This is a genomic window from Methylobacterium sp. Leaf465 (assembly GCF_001424705.1).
GTDB lineage: Bacteria > Pseudomonadota > Alphaproteobacteria > Rhizobiales > Beijerinckiaceae > Methylobacterium.
In genome coordinates, this window is the sequence record NZ_LMRA01000012.1 from 384,024 (window position 1) to 409,820 (window position 25,797).

Here is a 25,797-nt window from a genome sequence, read left to right on the forward strand (position 1 = left end):
CCCGATGTCCACCTCTCCCCTCCGCACCCCCCTGGCCCTCGTGGCCGTGGCCGGCGTCGCCGCCCTGCTCGGGGCCTGCCGAGCCGATCCCGTCGTGACCACCGGCTCGCTCTATCCGGCCGACTACCGCGCGCGGCATCCCCTCGCCCTCGCCGAGGGCGTGCGCACCCTCGACGTGTTCGTCACGGGCACGGGCCATCTCGATCCGCGCCAGGCCGCCGACGTCGACGCGTTCCTGCTGGAATTCCGGCGCTACGGGCGCGGGACGCTGGCCCTCGACGTTCCCGCCGGCGGCACGCCCCGGACGGCGGCCGCGGTGGAGCGGACGGCCGCGGCCCTGCATCGCATGAGCCTGAACGGCGGCGTCTCCGACCGCCAGGTGGTGGTCGCCCGTTATGCGGTGGCCAATCCGAACCTTGCGGCGCCCCTCCGGCTCAGCTTCCAGCGCATGGAGGCCAGGGGCGGGAGCCAGTGCGGAACCTGGCCCCAGGATCTGGGCGTCGGAGATCCGGCCTTCAGCGGTCGCAACGAGGCCTACTGGAACTTCGGCTGCGCGACGCAGTCGAACGTCGCCGCGCAGATCGCGGATCCCGTCGATCTCGTCCGCGCCCGCCCGGAAGGTCGGATCGATACGATCCGGCGGACGAACGACATCGGCAAGATCCGCGACGGCAAGGATCCGTCAATCGAATGGCGTCAGGATGGGAAGACCTCGATCAAGGCGCAGGTCTCCCAATAACCGCGTCGGGCGGGCGCACCGTCTCGCCCGCGACGTGCCCCATCTTCGCTCCCGCATCGGCGGCAACCTGAACCGGAATTCCCTCCATGACGGATCTGAACGAGACGTCCGAGCGCATCATCGCTCCCGTGCCGCGGATCACGATTCAGGCGTTCTGCGAGACGCAGGAGAGCGCGGCGCTGATCGAGTCGGCCGGCGCGGACCGGCGCCTGCAGAAGGCGCACATCAAGGTTCAGATGGGCGGCGGCGCGGCGGCGGTCGAAGCGTATCGGCATGCGCCCACGCCGAACGTCATCGTCATAGAGACCCAGGGGGCGAAGTCGCGCCCGCTCGAATGCCTCGATTCGCTGGCCGAGGTCTGCGACGAGGGAACGAAGGTCGTCGTCATCGGGCATGTCAACGACGTCGCGCTCTACCGGCAGTTCATCCAGCGAGGCGTCAGCGAGTACCTGATGGCGCCGGTGCGCCCGATCGATCTCATCCAGGCGATTTCGGACCTGTTCACGGCGCCGGGCGCCAAGCCGGTCGGCCGCACCGTCGCCGTCGTCGGCGCGAAGGGGGGGGTCGGCGTCTCCACTCTCGCGCACAACCTGGCCTGGACGATCGGCCGGGAGCAGGACACCGCGACGGTCATCGCCGACCTCGATATCGCCTTCGGGACCGCGAGCCTGAACTTCAATCAGGATCCGCCCCAGGGCATCGCGGAGGCTGTGTTCGCGCCGGATCGCCTGGATTCGAATCTCCTCGACCGGCTCCTGTCGAAGTGCAGCGACAATCTCTCCCTGCTCGCGGCCCCCGCCACCCTGGACCGCACCACCGATCTCGCCGAGCCGGCCTTCGACCATCTGCTCGACCTGTTGCGGGCTGCCGTGCCATGCGTCGTCCTCGACGTGCCGCACCAGTGGACCGCCTGGTCGCGACGGCTGATGATCAGCGCGGACGAGATCCTGATCGTCGCGAGTCCCGAGCTCGCCGCCCTGCGCAACACGAAGAATCTTCTGACGCTTCTGCAGCAGAACCGCCCGAATGATCGCAAGCCCCGCATCATCCTCAACGGCGTCGGGGTGCCCAAGCGTCCCGAGATCGCCGCGGCCGAGTTCGCCAAGTCCCTCGACACCACGATCACGGCCGCGATTCCCTTCGATGCCGCGCTGTTTGGGACCGCCGCCAACAATGGGCAGATGATCGGCGAGGTGCAGGCCAACGCGAAGGCGGCCGAGATCTATTCGTCGCTCGCCGCCTCGATCACCGGCCGCGCCGAACTGCGCCGGGCGCGCCCGAATCTGTTCGAGCCGCTGCTCTCCAAGCTCGCCCGTCGCAAGGCATCGTGATGCTCCGGCCTGCTCCCCGTGACCTGATCGCCAGGAGGCTGCACCATGTTCGGTAGACGATCCGGCAGCGCAGCGGTGCAGGCGCCGCGTCCGGCGGCCGTGGTCGACAAGCCGGAAGTTTCGCTGCCGGTCCACGACGATTCCGCCCTGCGCCCCCGCGCGGAGGCGCCCCGCCGGCCCGAGCCCGCGCCCGTCACGGAGTCGGCCAAGTCCGAGGACTACTTCCGCACCAAGAGCATGATCTTCGGGGCGTTGATCGAGGCGATCGATCTGTCCCAGCTTTCGCGTCTCGACGCGGAATCGGCGCGCGAGGAAATCCGCGACATCGTTTCGGAAATCATCGGCCTTAAGAACATCGTCCTGTCGATCGCCGAGCAGGAAGAGCTGCTCGACGACATCTGCAACGACGTGCTCGGCTACGGCCCGCTGGAGCCTCTGCTGGCCCGCGACGACATCGCCGACATCATGGTGAACGGCGCCAGCCGCGCCTTCATCGAAGTCGGCGGCAAGATCCAGCTGACCAACGTCCGCTTCCGCGACAATCAGCAACTGATGAACATCTGCCAGCGGATCGTGAGCCAGGTCGGCCGGCGGGTCGACGAAGCCTCGCCGATCTGCGACGCCCGTCTTCCGGACGGGTCGCGCGTCAACATCATCGCGCCCCCGCTGGCCATCGACGGGCCCGTGCTGACGATCCGCAAGTTCAAGAAGGACAAGCTGACCCTCGACCAGTTGGTGACCTTCGGAGCGATCTCGCCGGAAGGCGCCCGCATCCTGCAGATCATTGGCCGCGTGCGCTGCAACGTGGTCATCTCGGGAGGCACCGGATCCGGCAAGACCACGCTGCTGAACTGCCTGACCCGCTACATCGACGCCGACGAGCGCATCATCACCTGCGAGGACGCGGCGGAACTGCAGCTCCAGCAGGCGCACGTGGTGCGCCTCGAAACCCGGCCTCCCAACATGGAGGGGTCCGGGCAGGTCACCATGCGCGACCTCGTCAAGAACTGCCTCCGCATGCGGCCCGAGCGGATCATCGTCGGCGAGGTCCGCGGCCCGGAGGCCTTCGATCTCCTGCAGGCCATGAACACCGGTCACGACGGCTCGATGGGGACGCTCCACGCGAACTCCCCGCGCGAAGCCTTGGCCCGTATCGAGTCGATGATCACCATGGGCGGTTTCAGTCTGCCGTCGCGGACGCTGCGCGAAATGATCTGCGGCTCCATCGACGTCATCGTGCAGGCCACCCGCCTGCGCGACGGGTCGCGCCGGATCACCCACATCACCGAGGTGATGGGACTCGAGGGCGACGTCATCATCACCCAGGATCTCTTCCTGTACGACGTGCTCGGCGAGGACGCGAACGGCAAGCTCATCGGGCGCCATCGATCCACGGGTATTGGCCGCCCCCGGTTCTGGGAGCGCGCGCGCTACTACGGCGAGGACGAAGCGCTCGCGGCGGCCCTCGATGCGGCCAGTGCCGGCGGGAGTGGGCTGTGAACGCCGGCGGCCTGGCCCTCGCCTCCGGTCTCCTCGCGCTCACGGCCGGGGGGCTCGCCTACGTCTTCGTCTTTCCCTACCTCTCGGGAGAGAAGCGGTCCGCCGAACGCCGTCGCACCGTCAGCGTCGTGACGGCGCCGGGAAACCGGGTCGCGACCGTCAATCGCCGCGAGCAGGTCGCCAAGAGCCTCAAGGACGTCGAGGCGAAGCGCGAAGGCACCAAGGTCACGCTGGAGCTGAAGCTGGCCCGCGCCGGCCTGTCCTGGTCGCGCAAGCAATATTTCGCCGTCGCGGCAGTGATGGCGGTGGTGTTCGGCCTGGTGATCCTGATCGCGACCGGCAATCCCCTCGCGGGGTTGGGCGCGGTCTTCGCCGGCGGCTTCGGGCTGCCTCTCTGGCTCATCACGTATCTGCGCAAGCGGCGGATCAAGGCGTTCATCAACGAATTGCCGACGGCGATCGACATCATCACCCGTGGTGTGCGTGCGGGTATCCCGGTGGGTGACTGCTTCCGGATCATCTCGCGGGAGGCCGAGGAGCCGATCCGCAGCGAGTTTCGTCAGGTGGTCGAGTCCCAGACTCTCGGCCTGTCCCTCGGCGAAGCCCTGATGAAGATGCACGAGCGCGTGCCCGTGTCGGACGTCAACTTCTTCGCCATCGTGATCAGCATCCAGGCGAAGTCCGGCGGCAATCTGTCCGAGGCCCTCGCCAACCTGTCCAGGGTTCTGCGCGAACGCAAGAAGATGGCCGGGAAGATCCAGGCGATGAGCATGGAGGCGAAGGCGTCCGGCGGCATCATCGCGGCGCTTCCCTTCATCGTCGCCCTCCTGACCTACCTGTCGAGCCCGGATTACATCTCCCTGCTCTGGCGGACCGATATCGGGAAACTTGCCCTGGTGTGTTCCGCGATCTGGATGTCGCTCGGGGTCTTCACGATGAAGAAGATGATCAGCTTCGACGTCTGATTCGTCGATGCCTACCCGGTATCAAGTTCGAATCCTCGTCCGGTCGGATCGTACGGAGACACCGCATGCTGGATCTCATCGCCGCCAAGGTCACCGAGCCGCGCTTCCTCGGCACCGCCCTCGCCGCCATCGCGGCGGCTGCGACCGCCTTCGCGCTGCTCCAGCCGGTGCTGGAGCCCGACCGCCTCGGGAAGCGCATGAAGCTGATCGGCGAGGAGCGGGAGGAGATCCGGCGCCGCGAACGCGAGCGCATGAGCTCCAAGGCGACGCTCCGGGTCGCCCCCAAGGCCTACATGAAACGGGTGGTGGAGCAGTTCAACCTCAGCCGTTGGCTCGGGACGGAGACCGCCCGCAAGCAGCTGATGATGGCGGGCTATCGGTCGCCGGGGGCCGAGACGGGATTCCTGTTCTTCCGCCTGGTGACGCCGATCGTTCTGGCTCTGGTCGCGATCTTCTACCTCTTCGTGCTCGGTGTCCTCGATCAGCCGTTTGCCATCCGCACGATGATCGTCATCGGCGTGCTCCTGTTCGGCATCAAGGCCCCGGAGTTGTACCTCCACAACCGCGCCAGCAAGCGGCAGACCGAGATCCGGGCCGCCTGGCCGGATGCCCTCGACCTCACGCTGATCTGCGTCGAGTCCGGCATGTCCGTCGAACACGCGTTCCGGCGCGTCAGCACCGAGGTGGTCGGGCAATCCATCGTGCTCGCCGAGGAACTCGCGGTCCTGACCGCCGAGCTCTCCTACCTGCCGGATCGGCGCATCGCCTTTGAAAACCTCGCCAACCGCATCGGTCTCGATCAGATCAAGGCGGTGACGACGGCACTGATCCAGGCCGAGCGCTACGGAACGCCCGTCGGCCAGGCCTTGCGCGTGCTGTCCCAGGAAAGCCGCGACATGCGGATGAACGAGGCGGAGAAGAAGGCCGCCGCCCTGCCGCCGAAGCTGACGGTGCCGATGATCCTGTTCTTCCTTCCGGTACTCTTCGTCGTCATCCTGACCCCGGCGATGATCCAGATCTTCCGTTAGGCCCCGGCCTTCACATTCACGTGGCCCGTGACCCTTGAACGCGGCGTTGGCTCCGGAGCCGGCCCAACGCAAGGATGTTCAGCGCATCCGTTTCCTGCCATGCGACGGGGATGCTCCCAACGCTGTCACCGGACTTCGCATGAACGTCCTCACCTACGCGATCGGCGATATTCACGGCTGCGCCGATGCGTTGCTCCGTCTGTTGGAGCGGATCAACCTGCACCGGGCCGGGCGTCCGGCCCGAATCGTCTGCCTGGGCGACTACGTGGATCGGGGTCCCGAGAGCGCCCGGGTGATCGAGATTCTCAGGCACCTTCAGCGCGACGCTCCGAGTGCCCTCACCTGCCTGATGGGCAACCACGAGCAGATGATGCTGGAGGCCTATCGCGACCCGCATGGGGCTTCCACCTGGCTGAGCAACGGCGGCCGGCAGACCCTCCGCTCCTTTGGAATCACCGGCCCGGAAGCGTTTCCGCCCGACGTGCTGACCTGGCTCTCATACCTGCCCACCGTCCATGAGGACGCCGCGCACTACTTCGTCCATGCCGGCTTTCGCCCCGGGCGAACCGGCGTCGATCCCGATATGTGGAACCGCCTCTGGATCCGAGAGCCGTTTCTCGGCACGGCTTTCGACTTCGGGAAGCACGTGGTTCACGGACACACGCCGCAACTGGAGGGGATGCCCGACCGGCAACCCTACCGCACCAACCTCGACACGGGTTGCGTCTACGGCCGGTGCCTCACGGCCGGCGTCTTCGATGAGACGCAGGGGCCGCCGATCGACGTTCTGCAGGTCGATCGCGACGGTTAGTTTGATGCAATTTGTTTGTGGATCGGACCGGTCCAAAGAGTTGCCGAAGTCCTCGTGCGGCGGCTCGTGCCTCAGGGACCCGTCATTGGGATGCGGTGTCTGCGGAACGCCTGCCGGTCGTCCAGGGGACGAACCTCGCCCCACCCATTTCCCGACGTCGACGCACGCCCATCTTCGAAAAGCATTGCCGACCGTGCCCGGCAGCCTCTAGCATCCCGAGCGTCGGAGCCAATCAACGAGCGCCGCGGTCAGGGATCAGAAGCGATGTCGTGGTGCCAAGCGCCGCCCGCCCCACAGGACCGGCATCGGCGGTCCCGCCCTCCGCGTGCCCAGCCCTGCCCCCGCCTCCACGGAGCGACCACATGGACGCGGTGACCCGCCGGGCGTGGCTCGCTGGGGCGGCCGCCACGAGCCTCGTGGCCACGACCGGGGCCTCGGCGGAACCGGACCCGGGCGGTCCTTTCGACCTCGTGATACGGGGTGGCGAGGTGATCGATCCGAGCCAGTCCCTACGCGGAAAGCGCGACATCGGTATCCGTCACGGACGGATCGCCGCCCTCGCGGCGGATCTGCCGACGGATCGGGCCAAGCAGACGATCGACGCTTCCGGCAAGCTCGTGCTGCCCGGCCTCGTCGACCTCCACGCCCACACCTTTCCCTATGGCTCGGCGATCGGCATCCCGGCCGATGAGACGGTCCCGTTCTCCGGGGTGACGACGGTGGTCTCCGCCGGAGACGCGGGCGCCAACACCATCGCCGCCCTGCGCCGGCACATCGCCGCGCAGACCCGGACGCGGATGTTCGCCTTCGTGCACATCGCCAATCACGGACTGTCGGCCTTCCCCGTCGCGGAACTCTACACCATCGACAACGCCCAGGTGGACGCCTGCGCGCTGGCCATCGCGGAGAACCCGGACTTCGTCCTCGGCGCCAAGGTGCGAATGTCGGAGAACGTCATCTTCAAGCATGGCGCCGAGCCCCTGCGCCGGGCGATCCAGGCCTGTGAGCTGTCGGGACGACCCGCCAAAGTGATGGCGCATATCGGCGGCGTCGAGACTGCCGACCTGATGAGCCGCATCCTCGACCTGCTGCGGCCGGGCGACATCCTCACGCACTGCTACTCGGGCGCGCCCAACATGGCTGGGCAGTTCACCAACATCGTCCAGGATGGCAAGCTCCTCCCGGCGGCCCTGGCCGCCAAGCAGCGCGGCGTCGTGTTCGACATCGGCCACGGTGGCGGTTCCTTCGATTTCACCGTGGCGGAGGCGGCCATCGCGCAGGGAGCTCCGCCCGATACGATCTCGTCGGATCTGCACGTCGTCTCCGGCAATACGCCGGGCATGCCGTTCCTGCCCCTGGTGATGAGCAAGTTCCTGCCCCTGGGCTTCAGCCTGGAACAGGTCATCGCGATGGCGACCGCGGCACCCGCCCGGGTGATCGACCGGGACGCGAAGCTCGGGACGCTGCAGGTCGGAGCGCCGGGCGACGTCTCGGTGATGGAATGGGTCGAGCGGCCGCTCTCCGTGGTCGACACCCGCAACAACCGCCGCGACGGAACGGGCTTCCTCTCGCCCGTCCAGACCGTGAACAACGGCGTCCCGTTCGGACGCCCGTATCAGCTGCCCTTCTCCGTTCGATGAGGCCGACCGGCTATTTTTCTGTTCATCCCGCGCGGGAGCGGCGCGGGATATGAAACGCCGCCGACGGGGACGGGTTTTCGGCGCGACCTCGACGACGACCCTCGTGTATACCAGCGGCTCGGCAGCGACCCGTTCGCGAGGGTTCGAGCCGCCGACGCCGCGCGCTCCGATCCTCATGCCATCCTTATAAAATCGCGTGGCGCGCTCACTCGAACCCTAATGCGGTTCCCGTCCATGCTCCGGGCGAGCGTGATCGGTCGTGACGACCCGGGCCGATCCGCCGCACAGGATCGGACCCCTCATGCTCGACATCGCCTTCCTGGCCACAGGACTCGCCTTCTTCGGTCTCGCCGCCGGGTACGCCCTGCTGTGCGAACGCCTCTGAGCGCGCTGACGGGAGCATCCCCCTCATGACCCTCGACCTCACCCTCGGCGCCCTCGTGACCCTGGGGCTGCTCGGCTACCTCACCTACGCCCTCGTGCGCCCCGAGCGGTTCTGACGCGCCCTCCGGACGAATTCCCAAGGACCACCTCCATGACCATCAACGGCTGGATTCAGGTCGCGCTGTTCTGCGCGATCGTGCTGGCGCTCGTCAGGCCGCTCGGCGGGTACATGACCCGCGTGTTCCAAGGCGAGCGTACCCTTCTCTCGCCCGTTCTCCGGCCCGTCGAGACCGGACTCTATCGCCTGGCCGGCATCGACGCACGGGGCGAGCAGAGCTGGCTCAGCTACGGGCTCGCCATGCTGACGTTCCACGCCCTCGGCTTCGCCATGCTCTACGGGCTCCTGCGCCTGCAGGACGTCCTGCCTCTGAACCCGGCCGGACAAGGGGCCGTGGCGCCGGATCTCGCCTTCAACACCGCGGCGAGCTTCGTGACGAATACCAACTGGCAGAACTACGGCGGCGAGAGCACCCTCTCCTACCTGTCGCAGATGCTCGGGCTGACCCACCAGAACTTCCTCTCGGCCGCCACCGGCATTGCCCTCGCGGTCGCTCTCGTTCGGGGCTTCGCGCGAGCTTCGGCCCGGACGGTTGGCTCGTTCTGGGTCGATCTGACCCGCTGCACCCTCTACGTGCTGCTGCCGATCTGCGTGATCTACTCCCTGTTCCTGGTCTCACAGGGCATCCCCCAGACCCTGGGCGCCTCCATTGAGGCCACGACGCTCGAAGGCGCCACCCAGACGATCGCAATCGGGCCCGTGGCGAGCCAAGTCGCGATCAAGATGCTCGGCACCAACGGCGGGGGGTTCTTCAACGCCAACGCGGCTCATCCCTTCGAGAACCCGACCGCGCTGTCCAACTTCATCCAGATCGTCTCGATCTTCGTCCTCGGCGCGGCAATGACCAACGTCTTCGGCCGCATGGTCGGCGACGAGCGGCAGGGTTGGGCGATTCTCGGCGCCATGGGCGTGCTGTTTCTCGCCGGCGTCCTCGTCACGTACGCCAGCGAGGCCGCGGGCAGCTCCGTGCTGAATGGGCTCGGGCTCGCGGGCGGCAACATGGAGGGCAAGGAGCTGCGCTTCGGCATCGTCGCCTCGGCACTGTTCGCGGTGGTGACCACCGCCGCCTCCTGCGGCGCGGTCAACGCGATGCACGACAGCTTCACCGCCCTCGGCGGCCTGATCCCGATGATCAACATGCAGCTCGGCGAGATCATCGTCGGCGGCGTCGGCGCCGGCCTCTACGGCATGCTTGTCTTCGTCATCGTGGCGATCTTCGTCGCCGGGCTCATGGTCGGCCGGACCCCCGAGTATCTCGGCAAGAAGATCGAGGCGCGGGAGGTGAAGATGGCCATGCTCGCCATCCTGTGCCTGCCTCTGATGATGCTGGGATTCACCGGCCTCGCCACCGTGGTGGCCGCCGGCCTCGCCGGCCCCGCCAATGCCGGGCCGCACGGATTCTCGGAGATCCTCTACGCCTTCACGTCCGCCGCGGCCAACAACGGCTCGGCCTTCGGCGGCCTCAGCGGCAACACGCCGTTCTACAACACGACGCTGGCGATCGGCATGCTGGTGGGGCGGTTCTTCGTGATCATCCCCGCCCTCGCCATCGCAGGCGCCCTCGCCGCCAAGAAGACCGTGCCGGCTTCCGCCGGAACCCTGCCGACCCATGGGGGGCTTTTCATCGGCATGCTGGTCGGCGTGATCCTGATCGTCGGCGGCCTGACGTTCTTCCCGTCCCTGGCTCTCGGCCCGATCGTCGAGCACCTGGCGGGCACCGCAGGCCTGACCTTCGCGACGGGCGGCTGAGCGGTGCGCCCCGCCCTTCCACCGCGCCGGGTCCGGCGCCACCACCTTCACGGGCTCCGATCCGGTACCCGCCAGCCTCACCCAATTCCCGGGGCCCGGCCGCCCCGGCTCTCGGACCTGATCCTGGCGGTGCTCGGTGTCACCCTCCTGGGCGCCCTCGCCCTGGTGCTCGCCGCCGAGTTCACGCGCCGCGCCCTCGCACCCTGACCAGCCACGGACCCGGCGCGTCGCGCCCGGCCGTCCCGCGCCCCTTCGTGGACCCCCCCATCATGTCTCGCTCCTCCACGTCCCTCTTCAGCGCCGCCCTCGTCGGCCCGGCCCTCGTCGGCTCGATCCGCAAACTCGATCCCCGGATCATGATCCGCAATCCCGTGATGTTCGTGGTCGAGGTCGTCGCGGTCTTGACCACCGTCCTGTTCGTCCGCGATCTCGCGACCGGCGCGTCCGGGCTCGGCTTCTCCGGCCAGATCATCCTCTGGCTCTGGTTCACGCTGATCTTCGCCAACTTCGCCGAGGCCTTGGCCGAGGGCCGCGGCAAGGCGCAGGCCGACAGCCTGCGCCGGACCCGCACCGAGATGACCGCCAAGCGCCTCACCGGTCCGGGCGATGCCTGGGACTCGGTGCCCGGGACCGCCCTGAAGGTCGGCGACGTGGTGCTGGTGGAGGCTGGCGACCTGATCCCGTCCGACGGTGAGGTCATCGCGGGCGTCGCCTCCGTCAACGAGGCGGCCATCACCGGCGAGTCCGCACCGGTGATCCGGGAATCCGGCGGGGACCGGTCGGCGGTGACGGGCGGAACCCAGGTCCTGTCCGACGCGATCCGGGTCCGCATCACGGCAGCGGCCGGCTCGACCTTCGTCGACCGCATGATCGCTCTTGTTGAGGGCGCGTCCCGCCAGAAGACCCCGAACGAGATCGCCCTCAACATCCTGCTCGCCGGCCTGACCCTCGTCTTCGTGTTCGCGGTCGCCTCGATCCCGAGCTTTGCGAACTACGCCGGCGGGGCGATCCCCCTGATCGTCCTCGTCGCCCTGTTCGTGACTCTTATCCCAACCACCATCGGTGCGCTCCTGTCGGCCATCGGCATCGCCGGCATGGATCGCCTCGTTCGCTTCAACGTCCTCGCCATGTCGGGCCGCGCGGTTGAGGCCGCCGGTGACGTCGACACCCTCCTGCTCGACAAAACCGGCACCATCACCCTCGGCAACCGTCAGGCGACCGAGTTCTGGCCGGTCGGCGGGGTGGACGAGCACGATCTCGCCGACGCGGCACAACTCGCCTCGCTTGCCGACGAGACGCCCGAGGGCCGCTCGATCGTGGTGCTGGCCAAGGACCGCTACGGCATCCGAGCCCGCGACATGGCGGGCCTGAACGCCACCTTCGTGCCGTTTACGGCCCAGTCGCGGATGTCCGGGGTCGACCTCGACGGACAGTCGATCCGCAAGGGTGCGGTCGAGGCGGTGATCGCCTCTCTGGGAGGACAGCCGATCGCGTCCCGCGGCGCGAATGCGGCGCTCGCCTATCGACCGGTTGAGGACTCGCAGGCCGTGGTGGAGATCAGGGCCATCGCGGAGACCATCGCGAAGGCCGGCGGCACGCCCCTGGCGGTCGCCCGCGACGGGCAGCTCCTCGGCGTCGTGTTCCTGAAGGACATCGTGAAGGGTGGCATCCGAGAGCGCTTCGCCGAACTTCGCCGCATGGGCATCCGCACGGTGATGATTACCGGCGACAACCCCATGACGGCGGCGGCCATCGCGGCCGAGGCCGGCGTCGACGATTTCCTGGCGCAGGCCACGCCGGAGGATAAGCTCGCGCTGATCCGGCGGGAGCAGGCGGACGGCAAGCTCGTGGCCATGTGCGGCGACGGCACCAACGATGCGCCCGCCCTGGCCCAGGCCGATGTCGGCGTCGCCATGAACACCGGAACGGTGGCGGCGCGTGAGGCCGGGAACATGGTCGATCTCGATTCAGACCCGACCAAGCTCATCGAGATCGTCGGGATCGGCAAGCAGCTCCTGATGACCCGCGGGGCCCTGACCACGTTCTCCATCGCCAACGACGTGGCGAAGTACTTCGCCATCATCCCGGCGATGTTCCTGACGCTCTACCCGCAGCTTCAGGCCCTGAACGTCATGGGGCTCGCTTCGCCCCAGAGCGCGATCCTGTCGGCGATCATCTTCAATGCACTGATCATCGTGGCGCTGATCCCGCTCGCCCTCCGAGGCGTCTCGTATCGGGCGGTGGGAGCCGCCGCGCTCCTGCGGCGCAACCTGCTGATCTACGGCCTCGGCGGCATCCTGGTGCCGTTCGTTGGCATCAAGGTGATCGACCTCGCCGTGAACGCTCTGCACCTCGCCTAACCCCCCTTCCTGTCCGAACCAGAGTTGTCTCCATGCTCGCCTCCCTGCGTCCCGCTCTCGCCCTCTTCGTCGTACTGACGGCGATCACCGGCCTCGCCTATCCCCTGGCCATGACCGGCCTCGCCACGGCAATCTTCCCCGCCAAGGCCGCCGGCAGCCTCATCCGTCGCGACGGCACGATCATCGGCTCCAGTCTGATCGGCCAATCCTTCACCAGCCCGCGCTACTTCCACGGGCGCCCCTCGGCGACGGTGGCCACCGATCCGGCCGATGCAGCCAAGACCGTGCCGTCGCCCTACAACGCCTCCAACTCGGCCGGCTCCAACCTTGGACCGACCAGCGCCGCCCTGGCCGAGCGCGTGAAGGGCGACCTCGACGCCCTGAGGGCCGAGAACCCCGGCGCGACGGTGCCGGTGGATCTCGTCACCGCCAGCGGTTCCGGGCTCGATCCCGACCTGTCCCCCGAGGCTGCCCTGTTCCAGGTGGCACGCGTGGCCCGTGCGCGAGGCGTCAGCGAGGACCGGGTGCGCGACCTCGTCGCCGCGCAGGTCGAAGGCCGGACCTTCGGGGTCCTCGGCGAGCCGCGCGTGAATGTCCTGGCGCTGAACCTCGCTTTGGACGCGCGCCTCCGGCAATAATCCGCGCCGGAGGACACGTGGGATGAGGGACTTTCCATGAGTGAGGATGTCCGCGAGCGCCAGCGTCCCTCGCCCGAGGCCTTGCTCGACCGCGCGCGCCGGGACGAGACGGGACGGGGCCGCCTCAAGGTCTTCCTCGGCGCAGCTCCCGGGGTCGGCAAAACCTACGAGATGCTCACGATCGGCCGGGCTCGCCTCAAGGCCGGGACCGACGTGGTAATCGGCGTCGTGGAGACCCACGGCCGCAGCGAGACTGAGGCCCTGATCGAGGGCTTCGAGGTCGTTCCGCGCCGGCGGGTCCCCTACCATGACAGCGTCATCGAGGAGATGGACCTCGACGCCCTGCTGGCGCGGCGGCCGGCCCTGGCGCTAGTCGACGAACTCGCCCACACCAATGCGCCGGGCTCGCGCCATCCCAAGCGCTACCAGGATGTCGAGGAGTTGCTCGCCGCCGGCATCGACGTGCACACGACCCTCAACATTCAGCACGTCGAGAGTCTGAACGATGTCGTCGCGCAGATCACGCGCATCCGGGTGCGCGAGACGGTGCCGGACGGCATCCTCGACCGGGCGGACGACATCGAGGTGGTCGACCTCAATCCCGACGACTTGATCGAGCGCCTGAAGGCCGGCAAGGTCTACGTGCCTGCCAATGCGGAGCGTGCCCTACGCCACTACTTTTCCCGCGGCAACCTGACCGCTCTGCGCGAACTCGCCCTGCGGCGGACCGCCGATCGGGTCGACGACGAACTCCTCAGCCACATGCAGGCTCATGCCATCGCGGGACCCTGGAGTGCCGGGGAGCGGGTCATGGTCTGCGTGAGCGAGGATCCGCGCTCAGCCGGCCTCGTCCGTTACACCAAGCGTCTGGCCGATCGCTTGCACGCGCCGTGGACTGCCGTCACGGTGGAGGGCGCGCGGAGCCTCGGCCTCAGCGAAGCGGACCGCGATCGGGTCGCCGACGCCCTGCGCCTCGCCGATCGGCTGGGCGGCGACGCCGTGACCCTGCCGGGGAGCCGGCGCGTCGCCGACGACCTCCTGGCCTATGCCCGGGGCGCCAACGTCAATCACATCGTCGTCGGCAAGGCGACGCGGTCCTGGCTGTTCGAACTCTTCAACGGCTCGGTGGTCCACGATCTCGTGCGCCGCAGCGGCGCCATCAGCATCCACGTCGTGCCCGGTGAGACGTTGCCAGCGTCCGTCTCCCCCAAGAGGGTGGCGACGGCCCCGGTCCGACCCGCCGTCGACGGCGCCGGCTACGGTTTCGCCGCCCTGGCCATCCTCGCCGGCCTCGGCCTTGCCCTCGGGCTGCAGCCCTACCTCGGGGTCGAGAACGCAGACCTGTTCCTGCTCACCGCGGTGGTGGCGGTCGCGGCGCGCTTCGGCCTGGGGCCGGCGCTGTCCGCCGTGGTCGCCGCGTCGCTGGCCTACAACTTCTTCTTCCTGCCGCCGGTCTACACGCTGACCATCGCCGACCCGACCAACGTGGCCGCGTTCCTGCTGTTCACCCTGGTTGCCGTGCTGGTCTCGAACCTCGCCGCCCGGGCTCGGGCGGTGGCGGTGGTCAGCCAGCGCCGGGCGCGGGCGACGGAGCGTCTCTACGGCTTCAGCCGCAAGCTTTCCGCCTGCGGAACCCTCGACGACGTTCTCTGGGCGACCTCCGCGCAGATCGCCGCGATGCTGCACGTACGGGTCGTGCTGCTGCTGCCCGAGGGCGATACGGTGACGGTCCGGGCCGGGTATCCCCCCGAGGACCGCCTCGACGCGGCGGATCTGGCCGCGGCGCAGTGGGCTTTCGCGAACGATCGGCCGGCGGGACGCGGGGCCGATACGCTTCCGGGTGCCCGTCGTATTTTCATACCGACGCGAACAGGTCGCGGCCCCATCGGGGTGATCGGTCTCGACGCGGACGGTAGCGGACCGATCCTCACGCCCGAGGATCGACGGCTGTTCGATGCCCTCGCCGACATGGGCGCCCTCGCCATCGAACGGGTTCGCCTCGTGGAGGATCTGGCGCGGGCGGAACGCGATGCCGAGACCGACCGGTTGCGCCAGGCCCTGCTGACTTCGATCTCCCATGACCTGCGGACACCCCTGTCCTCGGTTCTCGGGGCCGCCACGACCCTGCGCGACCTCGACGCCGATCTCGGCCGGGAGGCGAAGGGCGACCTTCTGGCGACGATCATCGCCGAATCCGAGCGGCTGAACCGCTTCATCGTCAATCTCCTCGACATGACCCGGCTCGAGGCCGGCGCGGTCGCGGCGAACCTGACCGCACAGGACGTGGCGGAGATCGTCGACACCGCCCTGCGCCGCCTGGGCGCGATCCTGGCCGAGCACCGGGTCGTCCTGGACCTCGCACCGGATCTCCCGGCCCTTCGCCTCGACCCGGTCCTGTTCGAACAGGTCTTGGTCAACCTCCTCGACAACGCTGCGAAGTACGCCCCGGACGGCTCGACCGTCACGGTGACGGCGCAGATCGTCTCCGGCCCGTCCGGCGGGCCGTCTCAGGTCCGCCTTCAGGTCATCGACGCGGGCGACGGCCTGCCGGAGGCGGAGCGGGAGCGGGTGTTCGACAAGTTCTATCGCGCTCGGAAGGGCGACAGCGTGCGGGCCGGGACCGGACTCGGCCTCGCCATCGCCCGTGGCTTCGTGGAGGCGATGGGCGGGACGCTCACGGCGGGCAACCGGCAAGACCGCAGCGGTGCCGTCTTCACCCTCCTCTTCCCGGTGCCCGCCACGAGCGCCACCGCCTCGGACCTCGCCGCATGAGCCCCGCCGTTCTCGTGGTCGATGACGAGCCGCCCATCCGCAAACTCCTGCGAATGGGGCTGGCAACGCAGGGCTACACGATCTTCGAGGCGCCGAACGCGCGCGTCGCTCTTGAGATCCTGGCCCGCGAGACGATCGACCTGATCATTCTGGACCTCGGCCTGCCGGATATGCGCGGGCACGATCTTCTTCGTCGCATCCGCGAGGATCATCGCGACCTCCCGGTGGTGGTCCTGTCGAGCCGCGACGACGAGCCGGGCAAGGTCGAGGCCCTCGACCTCGGCGCGGACGACTACGTCACCAAGCCCTTCGGCATGGGTGAACTCCTGGCACGCCTGCGGGCGGCCCTGCGTCATCAGCTGGCGGTGCAGGGCGAGCGCGCCCTGTTCGAGATCGACGGCCTCAGCGTGGACCTCGTGCGCCGCATCGTCCGCGTCCGCGGCGCGGAGGTGAAGCTGACGCCGCGGGAATACGATTTCCTGCGGGTCCTGGTGCAGCATGCCGGAAAGGCCCTGACCCACGCCCAGCTGATGAACGCGGTCTCGACCTCGTCCGACCCGCAATATCTCCGGGTCTACATGCGCCAACTCCGTCAGAAGCTCGAGGCCGATCCCGAGCGCCCTCGGATCCTCCTCACCGAGACCGGCGTCGGCTACCGCCTGCGCGCGCCCGACGATGGGGGCGGACCAATCCGATGACCGTCGACGATCTCTTGCCCGCGGACCGCGTCATCTGCGGTCTGCGAACGGCCGAGAAGACGGCGCTCCTCGACGACCTGGCGCGCCGGGCGGCGCTCGCCCTCGGGCGCGAGGCGGCGCCGATCCGCGCGGCCCTGGCGGCGCGCGAGAGCCTCGGCTCCACCGGGATCGGCGACGGCATCGCCCTGCCGCATGCGCGCCTCGACGGCCTGGACCGACCCTTCGGGCTCCTGGCCCGCCTGCGCGATCCCCTCGACTTCGAGGCCATTGATGGGTGTCCCGTGGACCTCGTCGCGCTCCTGCTCTTGCCGGCGGACCCCCGGGACGTCTCGGTGACTGCGCTGGCCTGCATCGCCCGGCGGCTGCGCGATCCGGACGTCGCGGTGGCCCTGCGCACCGCCCGTGACGTGCCGGGATTGCACGCTGCCCTGCGCCGGAATGGGCTCGGGGCCGGCGGTTGAGAGCCGGTCCGAACGCCGTTCGCTCCCTCAGATCCGAAGTTCGACGCGCTCCGCCGCGATCCTGACGGCATCCGGTCGATGCGCCGTCGCCTCCACCGCGTAGTGCAGCGCGGCCTGGCAGGTGCGGAACAGGCCGCCGGCCCGGCCATGGACTTCGATGGCCACCCAGCACCCCCGCCCGTCTTGGCCGATGACGAAGCGTGGCGTGTCGGGGCCCGAGATCGGGCTGACGGGCGTGACCGGACGTGGACGGGACATGGATGGCTCGTGGGTTCGCACGATCCCGGTGTCGGATCGCAGGAGGAATTTGCGTCGCGGCGCGTGAGGGTTCGAGCGGCAACGAGGCGTCATTTCATAAGGGTCGCATCAGGATCCCCTGGCCCCCTCGCAGCCGCGCCGGCCCCGGATGGCCGATGTGGATTGCGGGGCTGGCCGGCTCGCGCACGATGCGGCGACGCGACAGCACCTCGGATGTGCCGCTGGTCCCGAGACGACAGGACCCCTTCGCCTGAAGCGCCTCATGCTCCCGAACCGTCCTAAGGAAATCCGGTCTCTGAGTCGGGGGGCTCGCCATGCAACGATCGGCCTCGCTCGCCTGCGACGGGGGCAAGCCTGACCGGCCCGGTCTCGGGCGGCTTCTGTTGCCGTGGCTTTCTGCGGCGGAGGGGCCGATCCTCGGGATCTCCCGGGTCGACGCCGACTCCTGTTGGGCCGGGTCTACCTTCTCGACGACCGTCTGAGATTGCGCTGCTTGGCGCGCGGACCTTGACCCCGGCGTACCGGCGCGGGAAGGCAGCCCACGGACCGGAATGAAGGAATGCCGCGATGGCCACGCCCCGCGACCTGAAGGTGCAGATGGCGGGCGAGACCCGCGCCCGCGAACGGGCTCAGGCCCTGGCCGCGACCCAGGCGGCGCGCGCTCAGCGTGCCGAGACCGCGGCGCGCGCCACCGAGGCCGAGCGCGATGCGTGGAAGGCGCGGGCGCTGGCCGCGGAGGCGGAACTGGAGCGGCTGCAGCGAGGCTGAGCGTGGCCACATCTCCGCGTCGATGCGGGTCAGCGGTTTGCGAACGTGGCGCTCCTCGATGCTAGCATGTCGCGGCGGCGGCACCCACAGATGTCGCAGGTTGCGCCGGAACATGAGCCGCGATGGAGATCTTCTCGTAACGACGGCGAACGCCTTCGCTACCGATTAGGAGACGAGAAACGTGGCTATCGAGACGCGCGAAATCTATGTCACGGCTCTGAAGAACACGCATGCACTCGAGATGCAGGCGCTTCAGATCATGGAGCGGCAGGTCGAGCGCTTGCAGCGCTACCCCGAGATGGAGGCGGCCCTGCGCCGTCATATCGAGGAGACGCACGGTCAGCGGACCCGCCTGGAGGAAGCCCTGCACAGCCTTTCCGAAAGTCCCTCGAGCCTCAAGGAGGGTGTGCTCGGCTTCGTCGGAAACATGATGGCGCTCGGGCATATGCCCGCCCAGGACGAGATCCTGAAGAACGCTTTCGCGAACCATGCCTTCGAGAACTTCGAGATCGCGGCCTACGAGTCGCTCCTCGCCATTGCGGAGGCCGCCGGAGAGCAGACGGCGCTCACGGGATTCCAGCAATCCCTGCGGGAAGAAGAGGCGATGGCGCGCAAGGTTCGCGACCTCGTACGCCCGACCACCCTGCGCTACATCGAACTGACCCTGGCCGGGGACAAGGCGGACCGCTGATCTCGCAAATTACCCGGCCCAGTCGGTTGCCCTGCACGTTCGCTCGTCTGTGCGTGCAGGGTGCGTTCGCGTGACAGACGCCGCGTCTTCCTGACGACGAATCGCTCGCTCAAGGGCCTTTCGTGAGGCCTTGAGGAGCACGAGACGAGATCCCCGCGATCAGCGGATCGTTATGCGGTAACCAGATACCTCATGCTCGAAAGGCTTGAAAGATTGCACCTTTCGGCGTTTCACTGGCGTGGAAGAGAGCCTGTCCGTCTTGACGAAACGCAGTTGGGGGCCTAATGCAGCCGCCAACGCCGTCGCGTCCCGCACGCGACGGCGCATCGTTTTGTCCAGACACCATACGGAACGCCACGGGATGAAGACCTTTTCTCTGAAGCCCGCCGACGTCGACAAGAAGTGGATCATCGTCGATGCAGAGGGCCTGGTCGTCGGCCGGCTCGCCTCCATCGTCGCCATGCGCCTGCGCGGCAAACATAAGCCCGCGTACACGCCCCACGTCGATTGCGGCGACAACGTCATCGTCATCAACGCCGAGAAGGTGAAGTTCACCGGCCGCAAGCGCGAGCAGAAGGTGTACTACCACCACACCGGCTACCCGGGCGGCATCAAGGAGCGCACGGCCAAGTTCATCCTCGACGGTCGCTTCCCCGAGCGCGTCGTGGAGAAGGCCGTCGAGCGCATGCTCCCGCGCGGCCCGCTCTTCCGTCAGATCATGGGCAACCTCCGGGTCTACAAGGGCTCCGAGCATCCCCACACCGCCCAGCAGCCGCAGGCGCTCGACGTCGGCAGCCTCAACCGCAAGAACGTGAGCGCTTGATCATGGCGACCCTTCAGTCCCTCTCCGACCTGAACCGCGCGAACGTCGAGTCGCCGGAGAACGCCGCCCCGGTCCACGTTCAGAAGCTCGACGCCCAGGGCCGCGCCTACGCCACCGGCAAGCGCAAGGACGCAGTCGCCCGCGTCTGGATCAAGCCGGGCACCGGCAAGGTCGTCGTCAACGGCCGCGCCGTCGAGACCTACTTCGCCCGTCCGGTGCTGCGCATGATCCTGCGCCAGCCCCTGCAGATCGCGAACCGCGTCGACCAGTACGACATCACCGTCTCGGTGCATGGCGGCGGTCTGTCGGGCCAGGCCGGCGCCGTGCGCCACGGCCTCTCGAAGGCGCTGACGTACTACGAGCCGGAGCTGCGTTCGCCGCTGAAGCGTGAGGGCTTCCTCACCCGCGACAGCCGCGTGGTCGAGCGCAAGAAGTACGGCCGCAAGAAGGCCCGCCGCAGCTTCCAGTTCTCGAAGCGCTAAGCGCTTCCTTCGAGATATGTCTGGTCAGGGCGGCTTCGGCCGCCCTTTCCTTTTTGAGCCTCAGAAAGACAATTCCCCATGGCCAAGCCCTTCCGACGCGTGACCGAGCCTGACGCCTCCGCAGTGACCCTCTGTCTCGCACAGGCGGACGGCGCGACGACGGGGGAAGTGAAGCTCGCCGACGGCCGCCTCTTCAGCACCACCGGCACGCTTCCGATCGCCCAAGCCTTCGGCATCGCCGTTCATGTCGCGAACGAGAGCGATCGTGAGATCGTTGTGATCGACCCGCAGAACGTGTGGCAACCGTCCTGGGGAACGCTGGTCGCCTGATGGATCAGGCGTGAAGGGCGCGCTCGAGTTCGCTCTTCGACATCTTCGAGCGCCCCGGAATGTCCTTTTCCCGTGCCGCCTTCATGAGGTCCGCCTTGGTCTTACCGGATTGGGATTTACGCGCTGCGGCGGTCTTCTTCGCGACGTCGGCGGGCTGCTTCGAGAACTGCTTCCCCTTGGCCGAATCGGCACGCTTCTTCTTCGACGACCGGTCGTATTCGGACTTGGACACCGAATCGCGCGCCTTCTTGGGCAGGTACCGCTCCCCCGTCTCTCCGCTTTTCTTGCCGGACTTAGTGTCCCACTCTTCCTCGGTCCACTGCTTCAAGTGGTTGTCGTCCGACTTCTTACCCTTGTAGCCGCCGCCGGCATCCTTGTAGGCCTTGGTCGCAGCCTGCGCCTTGCGTGCCGACCATTGTCCGGGTTTTCCGCCCTTGTCGGATGCCGTGACCTCGTTCTTCACCTTCTCCCAGAGCTTGGGATCACTCTTCTCCGCGCTGGCCGACATTCGCTGTTCCTCGATTGCTGGTTCCTTTGGCCCATAACAGGCCAGTCGACGGCGCCGTTCCAGGCAAGGGGAAACGATACACAGGCTTGATCGCCCGTCATCCGCCCTTCTTCGAGTGTCGCGAAGACATTGACTTGACGAAGCGTCCCGGCCACGTCGCGCATACGGGTCGATGCAGGATGCGTCTTCGACGACTCGACGAAAAGGATATCAGGTGTCCATGAGCGAGAACGGTGTCGGGCGGAAGCCCACGGTCTTCATCGACGGCGAGGCAGGGACCACCGGTCTCGGAATTCGCGAGCGCCTCGAGCGCGACGGCCGCATCGCCCTGAAGAGCATTCCGCACGAAAGCCGCAAGGACATCGCGGTGAAGCGCGACCTTCTGCAGGCGGTCGACCTCGTTGTGCTGTGCCTCCCCGATGCCGCCGCGAAGGAGACCGTTGCCCTGGCCGACACGTTGCCGGGCGGCGGGCCCCGCATTCTCGACGCCAGCACGGCCCATCGGGTCGATCCGGCCTGGGTCTATGGCTTCGCCGAACTCGACCCCCTCCAGGCGCAGGCGATCCGGGAAGCCCGCCGCGTGGCCAATCCCGGCTGCTACCCGACCGGCGCGATCGCTCTGCTCCGCCCCCTGGTGGAAGCCGGTCTGATCCCCGCGAATTACCCGATCAGCATCAACGCGGTCAGCGGCTACAGTGGTGGCGGCAAGGCGATGATCGAGACCTACGAGGCGGGACAGGGGGAGCCCTTCCTGCTGTACGGCCTGGGTCTCGGCCACAAGCATCTGCCCGAGACCCAGGCTTATTCCGGTTTGACGCGGCGGCCGATCTTCATCCCGTCGGTGGGGAACTTTCGGCAGGGCATGCTGGTGAGCGTGCCGCTGCACCTCGATACCCTGCCGGGCTCACCGAATGTCACGGATCTGGAGACCGCCCTTCGTGCCTATTACGCGGGGCAGGATCTCGTCCGGGTGATCCCCGCCGACGAAGATGAGCGGATTGAGCCGGAAGCCCTGAACGACACCGACCGGCTCGAATTGCGGGTCTTCGGCAAAGACGCCTATGGACAAGCCGTCCTCGTTGCCCGCCTCGACAATCTCGGTAAGGGGGCATCGGGGGCAGCCGTACAGAACATCACCCTGATGCTTGGGCTCGACTGAACGCCTCGGAGCGCACCCCTGCCCCGTTCGCTGGGGGCGCTCTCTCGGGTAGGGATGGTACACGTCGAGAAGGTCGTACCCGACACGGGATGCGTGTGCCGCGTCGACACCGGATTCGCGTGCCGAACGCCGTAGCTGTGCTGCGCGGGCCCACGCTGTACCAAAGCCTCGATCGACAACACTTTACCCTGATCACAGACAGGTTCTCATCCACGCGAGATCGCTGCGGCGTTCGTGAAGAAGAACTATGGGCAAACCAGAAAATGGCGACCCACCTTCCTCACCGACGATCTCTGGTCAGATGCCGGCACGGCCTTCCCCAAGCATTTCTGGCTGATGCTGTACGAACTCTCCTCCATTCATTGCGAACACCGTAAAAGTGTTCTATCGAACGCAACGTTATGTCCGATGGTCGGTCCGAATCTTGTGGGAGACCGTCGGAACAGTAGTCGATGCTCTCGATGAGGCGCGGATTTCCGTCTGTCCGCGTATGGTGAAACCGCCGTTTGCGAACGCGTCAACAATGCCGAGCGTTCTTTGAGGGACGGATTCGGTCAAAGCCCGATCCTGTTGCGCTGACGGAATGGTTTGTTCCAGCATCGTCTCTCGGATCATGCGTAGATTTCCGCTCCTGCTCGATCCGTGATGGTCTTGTTGGGCAACTGGAACGCGACTGCTGCAAAGTGTGCAGGCGATACGCGAAAAATTGATAAATGATCCACACGGACAGGATGAAAAATCGCCCATTCTGTGTCGTAACATCTTGCTTGCAAAAAGATCTGAGCCTACGCTTCAAGACAACATCGGCTCTTATGCAGATTGGCTACGAAACATGACCGAAACAGACAACGATGCAGCTCGACTCATCACCCTGGCCGCCGACATCGTCTCGGCCTACGTCAGCAATAATCATGTACAGAGCGCGGAGCTTCCTAAGCTGCTCAGTGATGTGCATGAGGCGATCCGTGGCGTAACCGCCAGTGGCACGCCGGCAGCCGAGGCGGGTCCGCCGAAGGCGACTCCCCAGGAGATCCGCCGCTCGATCACGGCGGACTATCTGATCAGCTTCGAGGACGGAAAGCAGTACAAGACGCTGCGTCGCCACCTCACCCTGCGTGGCCTGACGCCCGAGCAGTATCGGGCCAAGTGGGGCCTCGCGCCCGACTATCCGATGACCTCGGCAAGTTACTCGGAGCAGCGTTCCGAGTTGGCCCGAGCCCTCGGCCTCGGTCAACAGCGCCGGAAGGGTATAGCCAAGAGCGCGCCGGAGGAGACCGTGTCCGCTCCGCCGCCCGAGGAGGAGGCCGCCGAGGCTCCGCAAACCGAAAAGAAGCGTCGCGGCCCGCGCAAGAAAGTCGACGCCTGAGTTTGGATCAGGTCTGCACGCGCCAAGGTGCGTGCAGACCGTTTTCGACATGGTCTGCACCGGCGATGGGGCGCTGATCGGGTTTCCGGCCGGTCGGCGCCGCTCGTGTTGTTATCCGGTCCGGGTGCTTGCGTGACGTGCCGATGTCTGGAGCCAGCGCTCGCCTCGCAATGCGTCCCATCCAGAGTGCCGAAGCCGCACGTCTGCGGGCTTGCACCCTTTGCTCCACATCGGTCGAGCGCGTGCGCGTCAGCGAGACGCTTGTGTCGTGCGATCCTGTAACCGCTGCGGCTCCGGTGCGGCGTTTGCCATGAGGCCCCCGCCCTGCACCGGTCAGCGCGTCCGTAGCCCTCCGATCGAGCCGCTGTAGAGCGCCCTCGCCGGCGCCTTCGAGCGTCGGCTCTCCCGAGGAGGAGCGAGGCGCAGTACGTGCCATGGGCTCGGCAGAAGCGCCGTGACTGCCCGGCTGGTGCCCTCGCGGAGGTCGGCGTGGCCGGTTGAACCTCGCAGGCCGCGGGTCATCGGGTGATCCCCCCAGCGGACCTCCAGATCCGGTGCTTGCGGGACGCCCTCGCCTCCCATTTCGCGTGGTGCGTGAGGGAGACGACTCGCCATTCCTGCGTCGTCCTATGATCCCGAACGCGCGCATGCCCGTCGCTCCCGCGAGCGGCGAGGTCCTCGAAGGTGCCCTGGAAACCGCATTCGGCGCGGCCTCCCGGCCCCCGTGGGCGTCAACGCGATCCGCCAAGGGCGCGGCTTGCCGTCGATCGTGCGCAGCCATCCCCCGAACCCGCTGGGCCCTCAGGACAGGGGCGTCGCCAAAACCTTGTCGATGCGGCGGCCGTCCATGTCGACGACCTCGAAGCGCCAGCCATGCGACTCGAAGTGGTCGCCGGTGCCCGGGATCCGGCCGAGGCGGAAGATCACGAAGCCGGCGAGCGTGGTGAAGTCGTCGGAATCCGGATGCTCGGCGAAGGCGAGGCGGTCGAAGGCCTGCGAGGCCGGCATCATGCCGTCGATGAGGAGCGAGCCGTCCTCGCGCTCGACCACGTTCGGCTCGTCGCCGACTTCGGGGATGTTTCCGGCGATCGCCTCCAGGAGATCGGTCTGCGTCACGATTCCTTCCAGGCTGCCGTATTCGTCGACCACCACCGCCATCCGCACGGGCTTGGCCTGGAAGGTCTCCAGCACGGCGAGGATCGACATGCTCTCGTGCACGACGATCGGGGGCTGGGTCACGGCCAGGACGTTGACGGGCTTGCCGTCGAGCAGCTGGTTGAGCAGGTCCTGCTTGCGCACGACGCCGACGATCTCGTCGACTTCGCTGCGGCTCACCACCAACTGGGCGTGGTCGCAGGCGCGCACGGAGGTCAGGATGGCCTCCGGCTCCTCGTCGGCATCGACCCATTCGACCTCGTGGCGCGGGGTCATGATATCGCGCACGCGGCGCTCGCCGATGGAGAAGATGCGCTGCACCGCCTCCTGCTGCGCCTCGCGGATCAGGCCGGCCTCCTGGCTCGCCTGGACCAGGAGGTTCAGTTCGGCGGTGGAGTGCAGCGCGCCCTCGCCGTGTCCCGCCTGCAGGCCGAACAGGCGGACGACGCCGTTGCCGAGGCCGTTCAGGAAGAGGATCGCCGGGCGGAAGACGAAGAGGAAGACGCCCAGGGGCCGCACCACCGCGAGGGCGGTGCGCTCGCTGCGCTGGAGCGCGAGGCTCTTCGGGGCGAGCTCGCCCAGCACGATGTGCATCGCCGTGATGATGACGAAGGAGATGACCACCGCGATGGTGTGGGCGGCCGTGGTGCCCACGGGCTCCGGCAAAAAGCTCAATGCCGGCACGATGATATGCGCCAGCGCCGGTTCGCCGACCCAACCGAGGGCCAGGGAGGAGATCGTGATGCCGAGCTGGGTCGCGGCCAGGTAGGCGTCGAGCTGATCGGTGGCGCGCTGGAGCGATCGGGCGTTGGTCCGTCGCTCGGAAACCAGTTCGGCGACCCGGCTCTTGCGGACGGAGACGAGGGCGAATTCGGCGGCCACGAAGAATCCGTTGGCGAGCACGAGGGCAAAGACGGCGAGGAGGCCCAGGCCGGTCACCCATACATCGTCGGAAATCGTCGTCTCCCCTGGTCAGCGCCGGATCTCTACCAGCTACGCGCGAACCGGGCCACAGCGAACCCGCGGGGCGAAGCGGTCCGGCGGTCCACCGGTTGGAAAACGC

The 25,797-nt window shown here is 67.6% G+C and carries 26 protein-coding genes; 23 read left to right on the plus strand and 3 right to left on the minus strand.

All coding sequences use genetic code 11. From position 1 onward, the window contains the following. Nucleotides 1-4 precede the first annotated feature (4 nt). From ASG51_RS10245 to ASG51_RS10310, 16 genes are all read left to right on the plus strand, one after another. Entirely contained in the window at nt 5-739 is a 735-nt protein-coding gene (locus ASG51_RS10245) for a CpaD family pilus assembly protein (RefSeq protein ID WP_056351303.1), read from the plus strand. Between the two features lie 86 nt (nt 740-825). Beyond that, entirely contained in the window at nt 826-2,070 is a 1,245-nt protein-coding gene (locus ASG51_RS10250; RefSeq protein ID WP_056222418.1) for an AAA family ATPase, read from the plus strand. 45 nt (nt 2,071-2,115) lie between these two features. Next, entirely contained in the window at nt 2,116-3,570 is a 1,455-nt protein-coding gene (locus tag ASG51_RS10255; protein WP_056222422.1) for a CpaF family protein, read from the plus strand. Then, on the plus strand, nt 3,567-4,535 hold the full coding sequence (locus ASG51_RS10260; protein ID WP_056274451.1) for a type II secretion system F family protein: 969 nt from the start codon (nt 3,567-3,569) through the stop codon (nt 4,533-4,535). Before ASG51_RS10255 ends, ASG51_RS10260 begins: the two co-directional genes overlap by 4 nt. Nucleotides 4,536-4,600: 65 nt before the next feature. Then, nucleotides 4,601-5,563, plus strand: coding sequence for a type II secretion system F family protein (locus ASG51_RS10265; protein WP_056380610.1), 963 nt, complete (start codon nt 4,601-4,603; stop codon nt 5,561-5,563). Nucleotides 5,564-5,702: 139 nt separating this feature from the next. Then, the gene (locus ASG51_RS10270; protein ID WP_056351298.1) at nt 5,703-6,374 is read left to right on the plus strand and encodes a metallophosphoesterase family protein; all 672 of its coding nucleotides are present in this window, start codon (nt 5,703-5,705) and stop codon (nt 6,372-6,374) included. Between the two features lie 362 nt (nt 6,375-6,736). Beyond that, entirely contained in the window at nt 6,737-8,014 is a 1,278-nt protein-coding gene (locus tag ASG51_RS10275) for an amidohydrolase/deacetylase family metallohydrolase (RefSeq protein ID WP_056380612.1), read from the plus strand. Nucleotides 8,015-8,273: 259 nt separating this feature from the next. Next, the gene (locus ASG51_RS25345; protein WP_274534757.1) at nt 8,274-8,399 is read left to right on the plus strand and encodes a hypothetical protein; all 126 of its coding nucleotides are present in this window, start codon (nt 8,274-8,276) and stop codon (nt 8,397-8,399) included. A 25-nt stretch (nt 8,400-8,424) separates the two neighbouring features. Further along, entirely contained in the window at nt 8,425-8,514 is a 90-nt protein-coding gene (locus ASG51_RS10280; RefSeq protein WP_036267122.1) for a K(+)-transporting ATPase subunit F, read from the plus strand. Nucleotides 8,515-8,549: 35 nt separating this feature from the next. Continuing rightward, nucleotides 8,550-10,265, plus strand: coding sequence for a potassium-transporting ATPase subunit KdpA (gene kdpA / locus ASG51_RS10285; RefSeq protein WP_056380617.1), 1,716 nt, complete (start codon nt 8,550-8,552; stop codon nt 10,263-10,265). Between the two features lie 3 nt (nt 10,266-10,268). Continuing rightward, nucleotides 10,269-10,472 carry a hypothetical protein gene (locus tag ASG51_RS23350; protein WP_056222440.1) on the plus strand — a complete coding sequence of 68 codons (204 nt, stop codon included), beginning with the start codon at nt 10,269-10,271 and terminating at the stop codon, nt 10,470-10,472. A 62-nt stretch (nt 10,473-10,534) separates the two neighbouring features. Next, the gene (gene kdpB / locus ASG51_RS10290; protein WP_056380619.1) at nt 10,535-12,625 is read left to right on the plus strand and encodes a potassium-transporting ATPase subunit KdpB; all 2,091 of its coding nucleotides are present in this window, start codon (nt 10,535-10,537) and stop codon (nt 12,623-12,625) included. 32 nt (nt 12,626-12,657) lie between these two features. Continuing rightward, complete coding sequence (locus ASG51_RS10295) at nt 12,658-13,263, plus strand: K(+)-transporting ATPase subunit C (protein WP_056380620.1); 606 nt, start codon at nt 12,658-12,660, stop codon at nt 13,261-13,263. 36 nt (nt 13,264-13,299) lie between these two features. Continuing rightward, a complete protein-coding gene (locus ASG51_RS10300) occupies nt 13,300-16,035 on the plus strand; it encodes a sensor histidine kinase KdpD (RefSeq protein WP_056380621.1) in 2,736 nt (911 codons plus the stop codon). Next, nucleotides 16,032-16,733, plus strand: coding sequence for a response regulator transcription factor (locus tag ASG51_RS10305; protein ID WP_056222453.1), 702 nt, complete (start codon nt 16,032-16,034; stop codon nt 16,731-16,733). The genes ASG51_RS10300 and ASG51_RS10305 overlap by 4 nt, the downstream gene beginning before the upstream one ends. Beyond that, nucleotides 16,730-17,194 carry a PTS sugar transporter subunit IIA gene (locus ASG51_RS10310; protein ID WP_056380623.1) on the plus strand — a complete coding sequence of 155 codons (465 nt, stop codon included), beginning with the start codon at nt 16,730-16,732 and terminating at the stop codon, nt 17,192-17,194. The genes ASG51_RS10305 and ASG51_RS10310 overlap by 4 nt, the downstream gene beginning before the upstream one ends. Nucleotides 17,195-17,221: 27 nt before the next feature. Here the strand turns inward: ASG51_RS10310 and ASG51_RS10315 are convergent, their stop codons facing one another. After that, entirely contained in the window at nt 17,222-17,452 is a 231-nt protein-coding gene (locus ASG51_RS10315) for a hypothetical protein (RefSeq protein ID WP_056380624.1), read from the minus strand. Nucleotides 17,453-18,019: 567 nt separating this feature from the next. Here ASG51_RS10315 and ASG51_RS10320 point away from each other — a divergent pair. From ASG51_RS10320 to ASG51_RS10340, 5 genes are all read left to right on the plus strand, one after another. Beyond that, entirely contained in the window at nt 18,020-18,220 is a 201-nt protein-coding gene (locus tag ASG51_RS10320; RefSeq protein ID WP_056222462.1) for a hypothetical protein, read from the plus strand. Between the two features lie 181 nt (nt 18,221-18,401). Continuing rightward, the gene (locus ASG51_RS10325) at nt 18,402-18,911 is read left to right on the plus strand and encodes a ferritin-like domain-containing protein (RefSeq protein ID WP_056222947.1); all 510 of its coding nucleotides are present in this window, start codon (nt 18,402-18,404) and stop codon (nt 18,909-18,911) included. A gap of 361 nt (nt 18,912-19,272) precedes the next feature. Beyond that, entirely contained in the window at nt 19,273-19,734 is a 462-nt protein-coding gene (rplM, locus tag ASG51_RS10330; RefSeq protein WP_056184577.1) for a 50S ribosomal protein L13, read from the plus strand. Nucleotides 19,735-19,736: 2 nt separating this feature from the next. Further along, a complete protein-coding gene (gene rpsI / locus ASG51_RS10335; protein WP_056222465.1) occupies nt 19,737-20,216 on the plus strand; it encodes a 30S ribosomal protein S9 in 480 nt (159 codons plus the stop codon). 78 nt (nt 20,217-20,294) lie between these two features. Further along, nucleotides 20,295-20,546 carry a hypothetical protein gene (locus tag ASG51_RS10340; protein ID WP_056380625.1) on the plus strand — a complete coding sequence of 84 codons (252 nt, stop codon included), beginning with the start codon at nt 20,295-20,297 and terminating at the stop codon, nt 20,544-20,546. A 4-nt stretch (nt 20,547-20,550) separates the two neighbouring features. Here ASG51_RS10340 and ASG51_RS10345 read toward each other — a convergent pair whose 3' ends face one another. Beyond that, a complete protein-coding gene (locus tag ASG51_RS10345; protein ID WP_056274408.1) occupies nt 20,551-21,054 on the minus strand; it encodes a hypothetical protein in 504 nt (167 codons plus the stop codon). A gap of 220 nt (nt 21,055-21,274) precedes the next feature. Between ASG51_RS10345 and argC the strand changes: the two genes are divergently transcribed. Continuing rightward, the gene (argC, locus tag ASG51_RS10350) at nt 21,275-22,213 is read left to right on the plus strand and encodes an N-acetyl-gamma-glutamyl-phosphate reductase (RefSeq protein ID WP_056380627.1); all 939 of its coding nucleotides are present in this window, start codon (nt 21,275-21,277) and stop codon (nt 22,211-22,213) included. A gap of 832 nt (nt 22,214-23,045) precedes the next feature. Further along, the gene (locus ASG51_RS10355) at nt 23,046-23,579 is read left to right on the plus strand and encodes a MucR family transcriptional regulator (protein ID WP_056380629.1); all 534 of its coding nucleotides are present in this window, start codon (nt 23,046-23,048) and stop codon (nt 23,577-23,579) included. 801 nt (nt 23,580-24,380) lie between these two features. Here ASG51_RS10355 and ASG51_RS10360 read toward each other — a convergent pair. Beyond that, on the minus strand, nt 24,381-25,673 hold the full coding sequence (locus ASG51_RS10360; RefSeq protein ID WP_277996205.1) for a hemolysin family protein: 1,293 nt from the start codon (nt 25,671-25,673) through the stop codon (nt 24,381-24,383). Between the last annotated feature and the right edge of the window lie 124 nt (nt 25,674-25,797).

Bases quoted from the DNA above. Each gene is read 5' to 3' on its own strand.
- ASG51_RS10245 (WP_056351303.1), top strand. From the start codon at position 5: ATGTCCACCTCTCCCCTCCGCACCCCCCTGGCCCTCGTGGCCGTGGCC.
- ASG51_RS10250 (WP_056222418.1), top strand. From the start codon at position 826: ATGACGGATCTGAACGAGACGTCCGAGCGCATCATCGCTCCCGTGCCG.
- ASG51_RS10255 (WP_056222422.1), top strand. From the start codon at position 2,116: ATGTTCGGTAGACGATCCGGCAGCGCAGCGGTGCAGGCGCCGCGTCCG.
- ASG51_RS10265 (WP_056380610.1), top strand. From the start codon at position 4,601: ATGCTGGATCTCATCGCCGCCAAGGTCACCGAGCCGCGCTTCCTCGGC.
- ASG51_RS10270 (WP_056351298.1), top strand. From the start codon at position 5,703: ATGAACGTCCTCACCTACGCGATCGGCGATATTCACGGCTGCGCCGAT.
- ASG51_RS10275 (WP_056380612.1), top strand. From the start codon at position 6,737: ATGGACGCGGTGACCCGCCGGGCGTGGCTCGCTGGGGCGGCCGCCACG.
- ASG51_RS10280 (WP_036267122.1), top strand. From the start codon at position 8,425: ATGACCCTCGACCTCACCCTCGGCGCCCTCGTGACCCTGGGGCTGCTC.
- kdpA (WP_056380617.1), top strand. From the start codon at position 8,550: ATGACCATCAACGGCTGGATTCAGGTCGCGCTGTTCTGCGCGATCGTG.
- kdpB (WP_056380619.1), top strand. From the start codon at position 10,535: ATGTCTCGCTCCTCCACGTCCCTCTTCAGCGCCGCCCTCGTCGGCCCG.
- ASG51_RS10295 (WP_056380620.1), top strand. From the start codon at position 12,658: ATGCTCGCCTCCCTGCGTCCCGCTCTCGCCCTCTTCGTCGTACTGACG.
- ASG51_RS10300 (WP_056380621.1), top strand. From the start codon at position 13,300: ATGAGTGAGGATGTCCGCGAGCGCCAGCGTCCCTCGCCCGAGGCCTTG.
- ASG51_RS10305 (WP_056222453.1), top strand. From the start codon at position 16,032: ATGAGCCCCGCCGTTCTCGTGGTCGATGACGAGCCGCCCATCCGCAAA.
- ASG51_RS10310 (WP_056380623.1), top strand. From the start codon at position 16,730: ATGACCGTCGACGATCTCTTGCCCGCGGACCGCGTCATCTGCGGTCTG.
- ASG51_RS10315 (WP_056380624.1), bottom strand. From the start codon at position 17,452: ATGTCCCGTCCACGTCCGGTCACGCCCGTCAGCCCGATCTCGGGCCCC.
- ASG51_RS10320 (WP_056222462.1), top strand. From the start codon at position 18,020: ATGGCCACGCCCCGCGACCTGAAGGTGCAGATGGCGGGCGAGACCCGC.
- rplM (WP_056184577.1), top strand. From the start codon at position 19,273: ATGAAGACCTTTTCTCTGAAGCCCGCCGACGTCGACAAGAAGTGGATC.
- rpsI (WP_056222465.1), top strand. From the start codon at position 19,737: ATGGCGACCCTTCAGTCCCTCTCCGACCTGAACCGCGCGAACGTCGAG.
- ASG51_RS10340 (WP_056380625.1), top strand. From the start codon at position 20,295: ATGGCCAAGCCCTTCCGACGCGTGACCGAGCCTGACGCCTCCGCAGTG.
- ASG51_RS10345 (WP_056274408.1), bottom strand. From the start codon at position 21,054: ATGTCGGCCAGCGCGGAGAAGAGTGATCCCAAGCTCTGGGAGAAGGTG.
- argC (WP_056380627.1), top strand. From the start codon at position 21,275: ATGAGCGAGAACGGTGTCGGGCGGAAGCCCACGGTCTTCATCGACGGC.
- ASG51_RS10355 (WP_056380629.1), top strand. From the start codon at position 23,046: ATGACCGAAACAGACAACGATGCAGCTCGACTCATCACCCTGGCCGCC.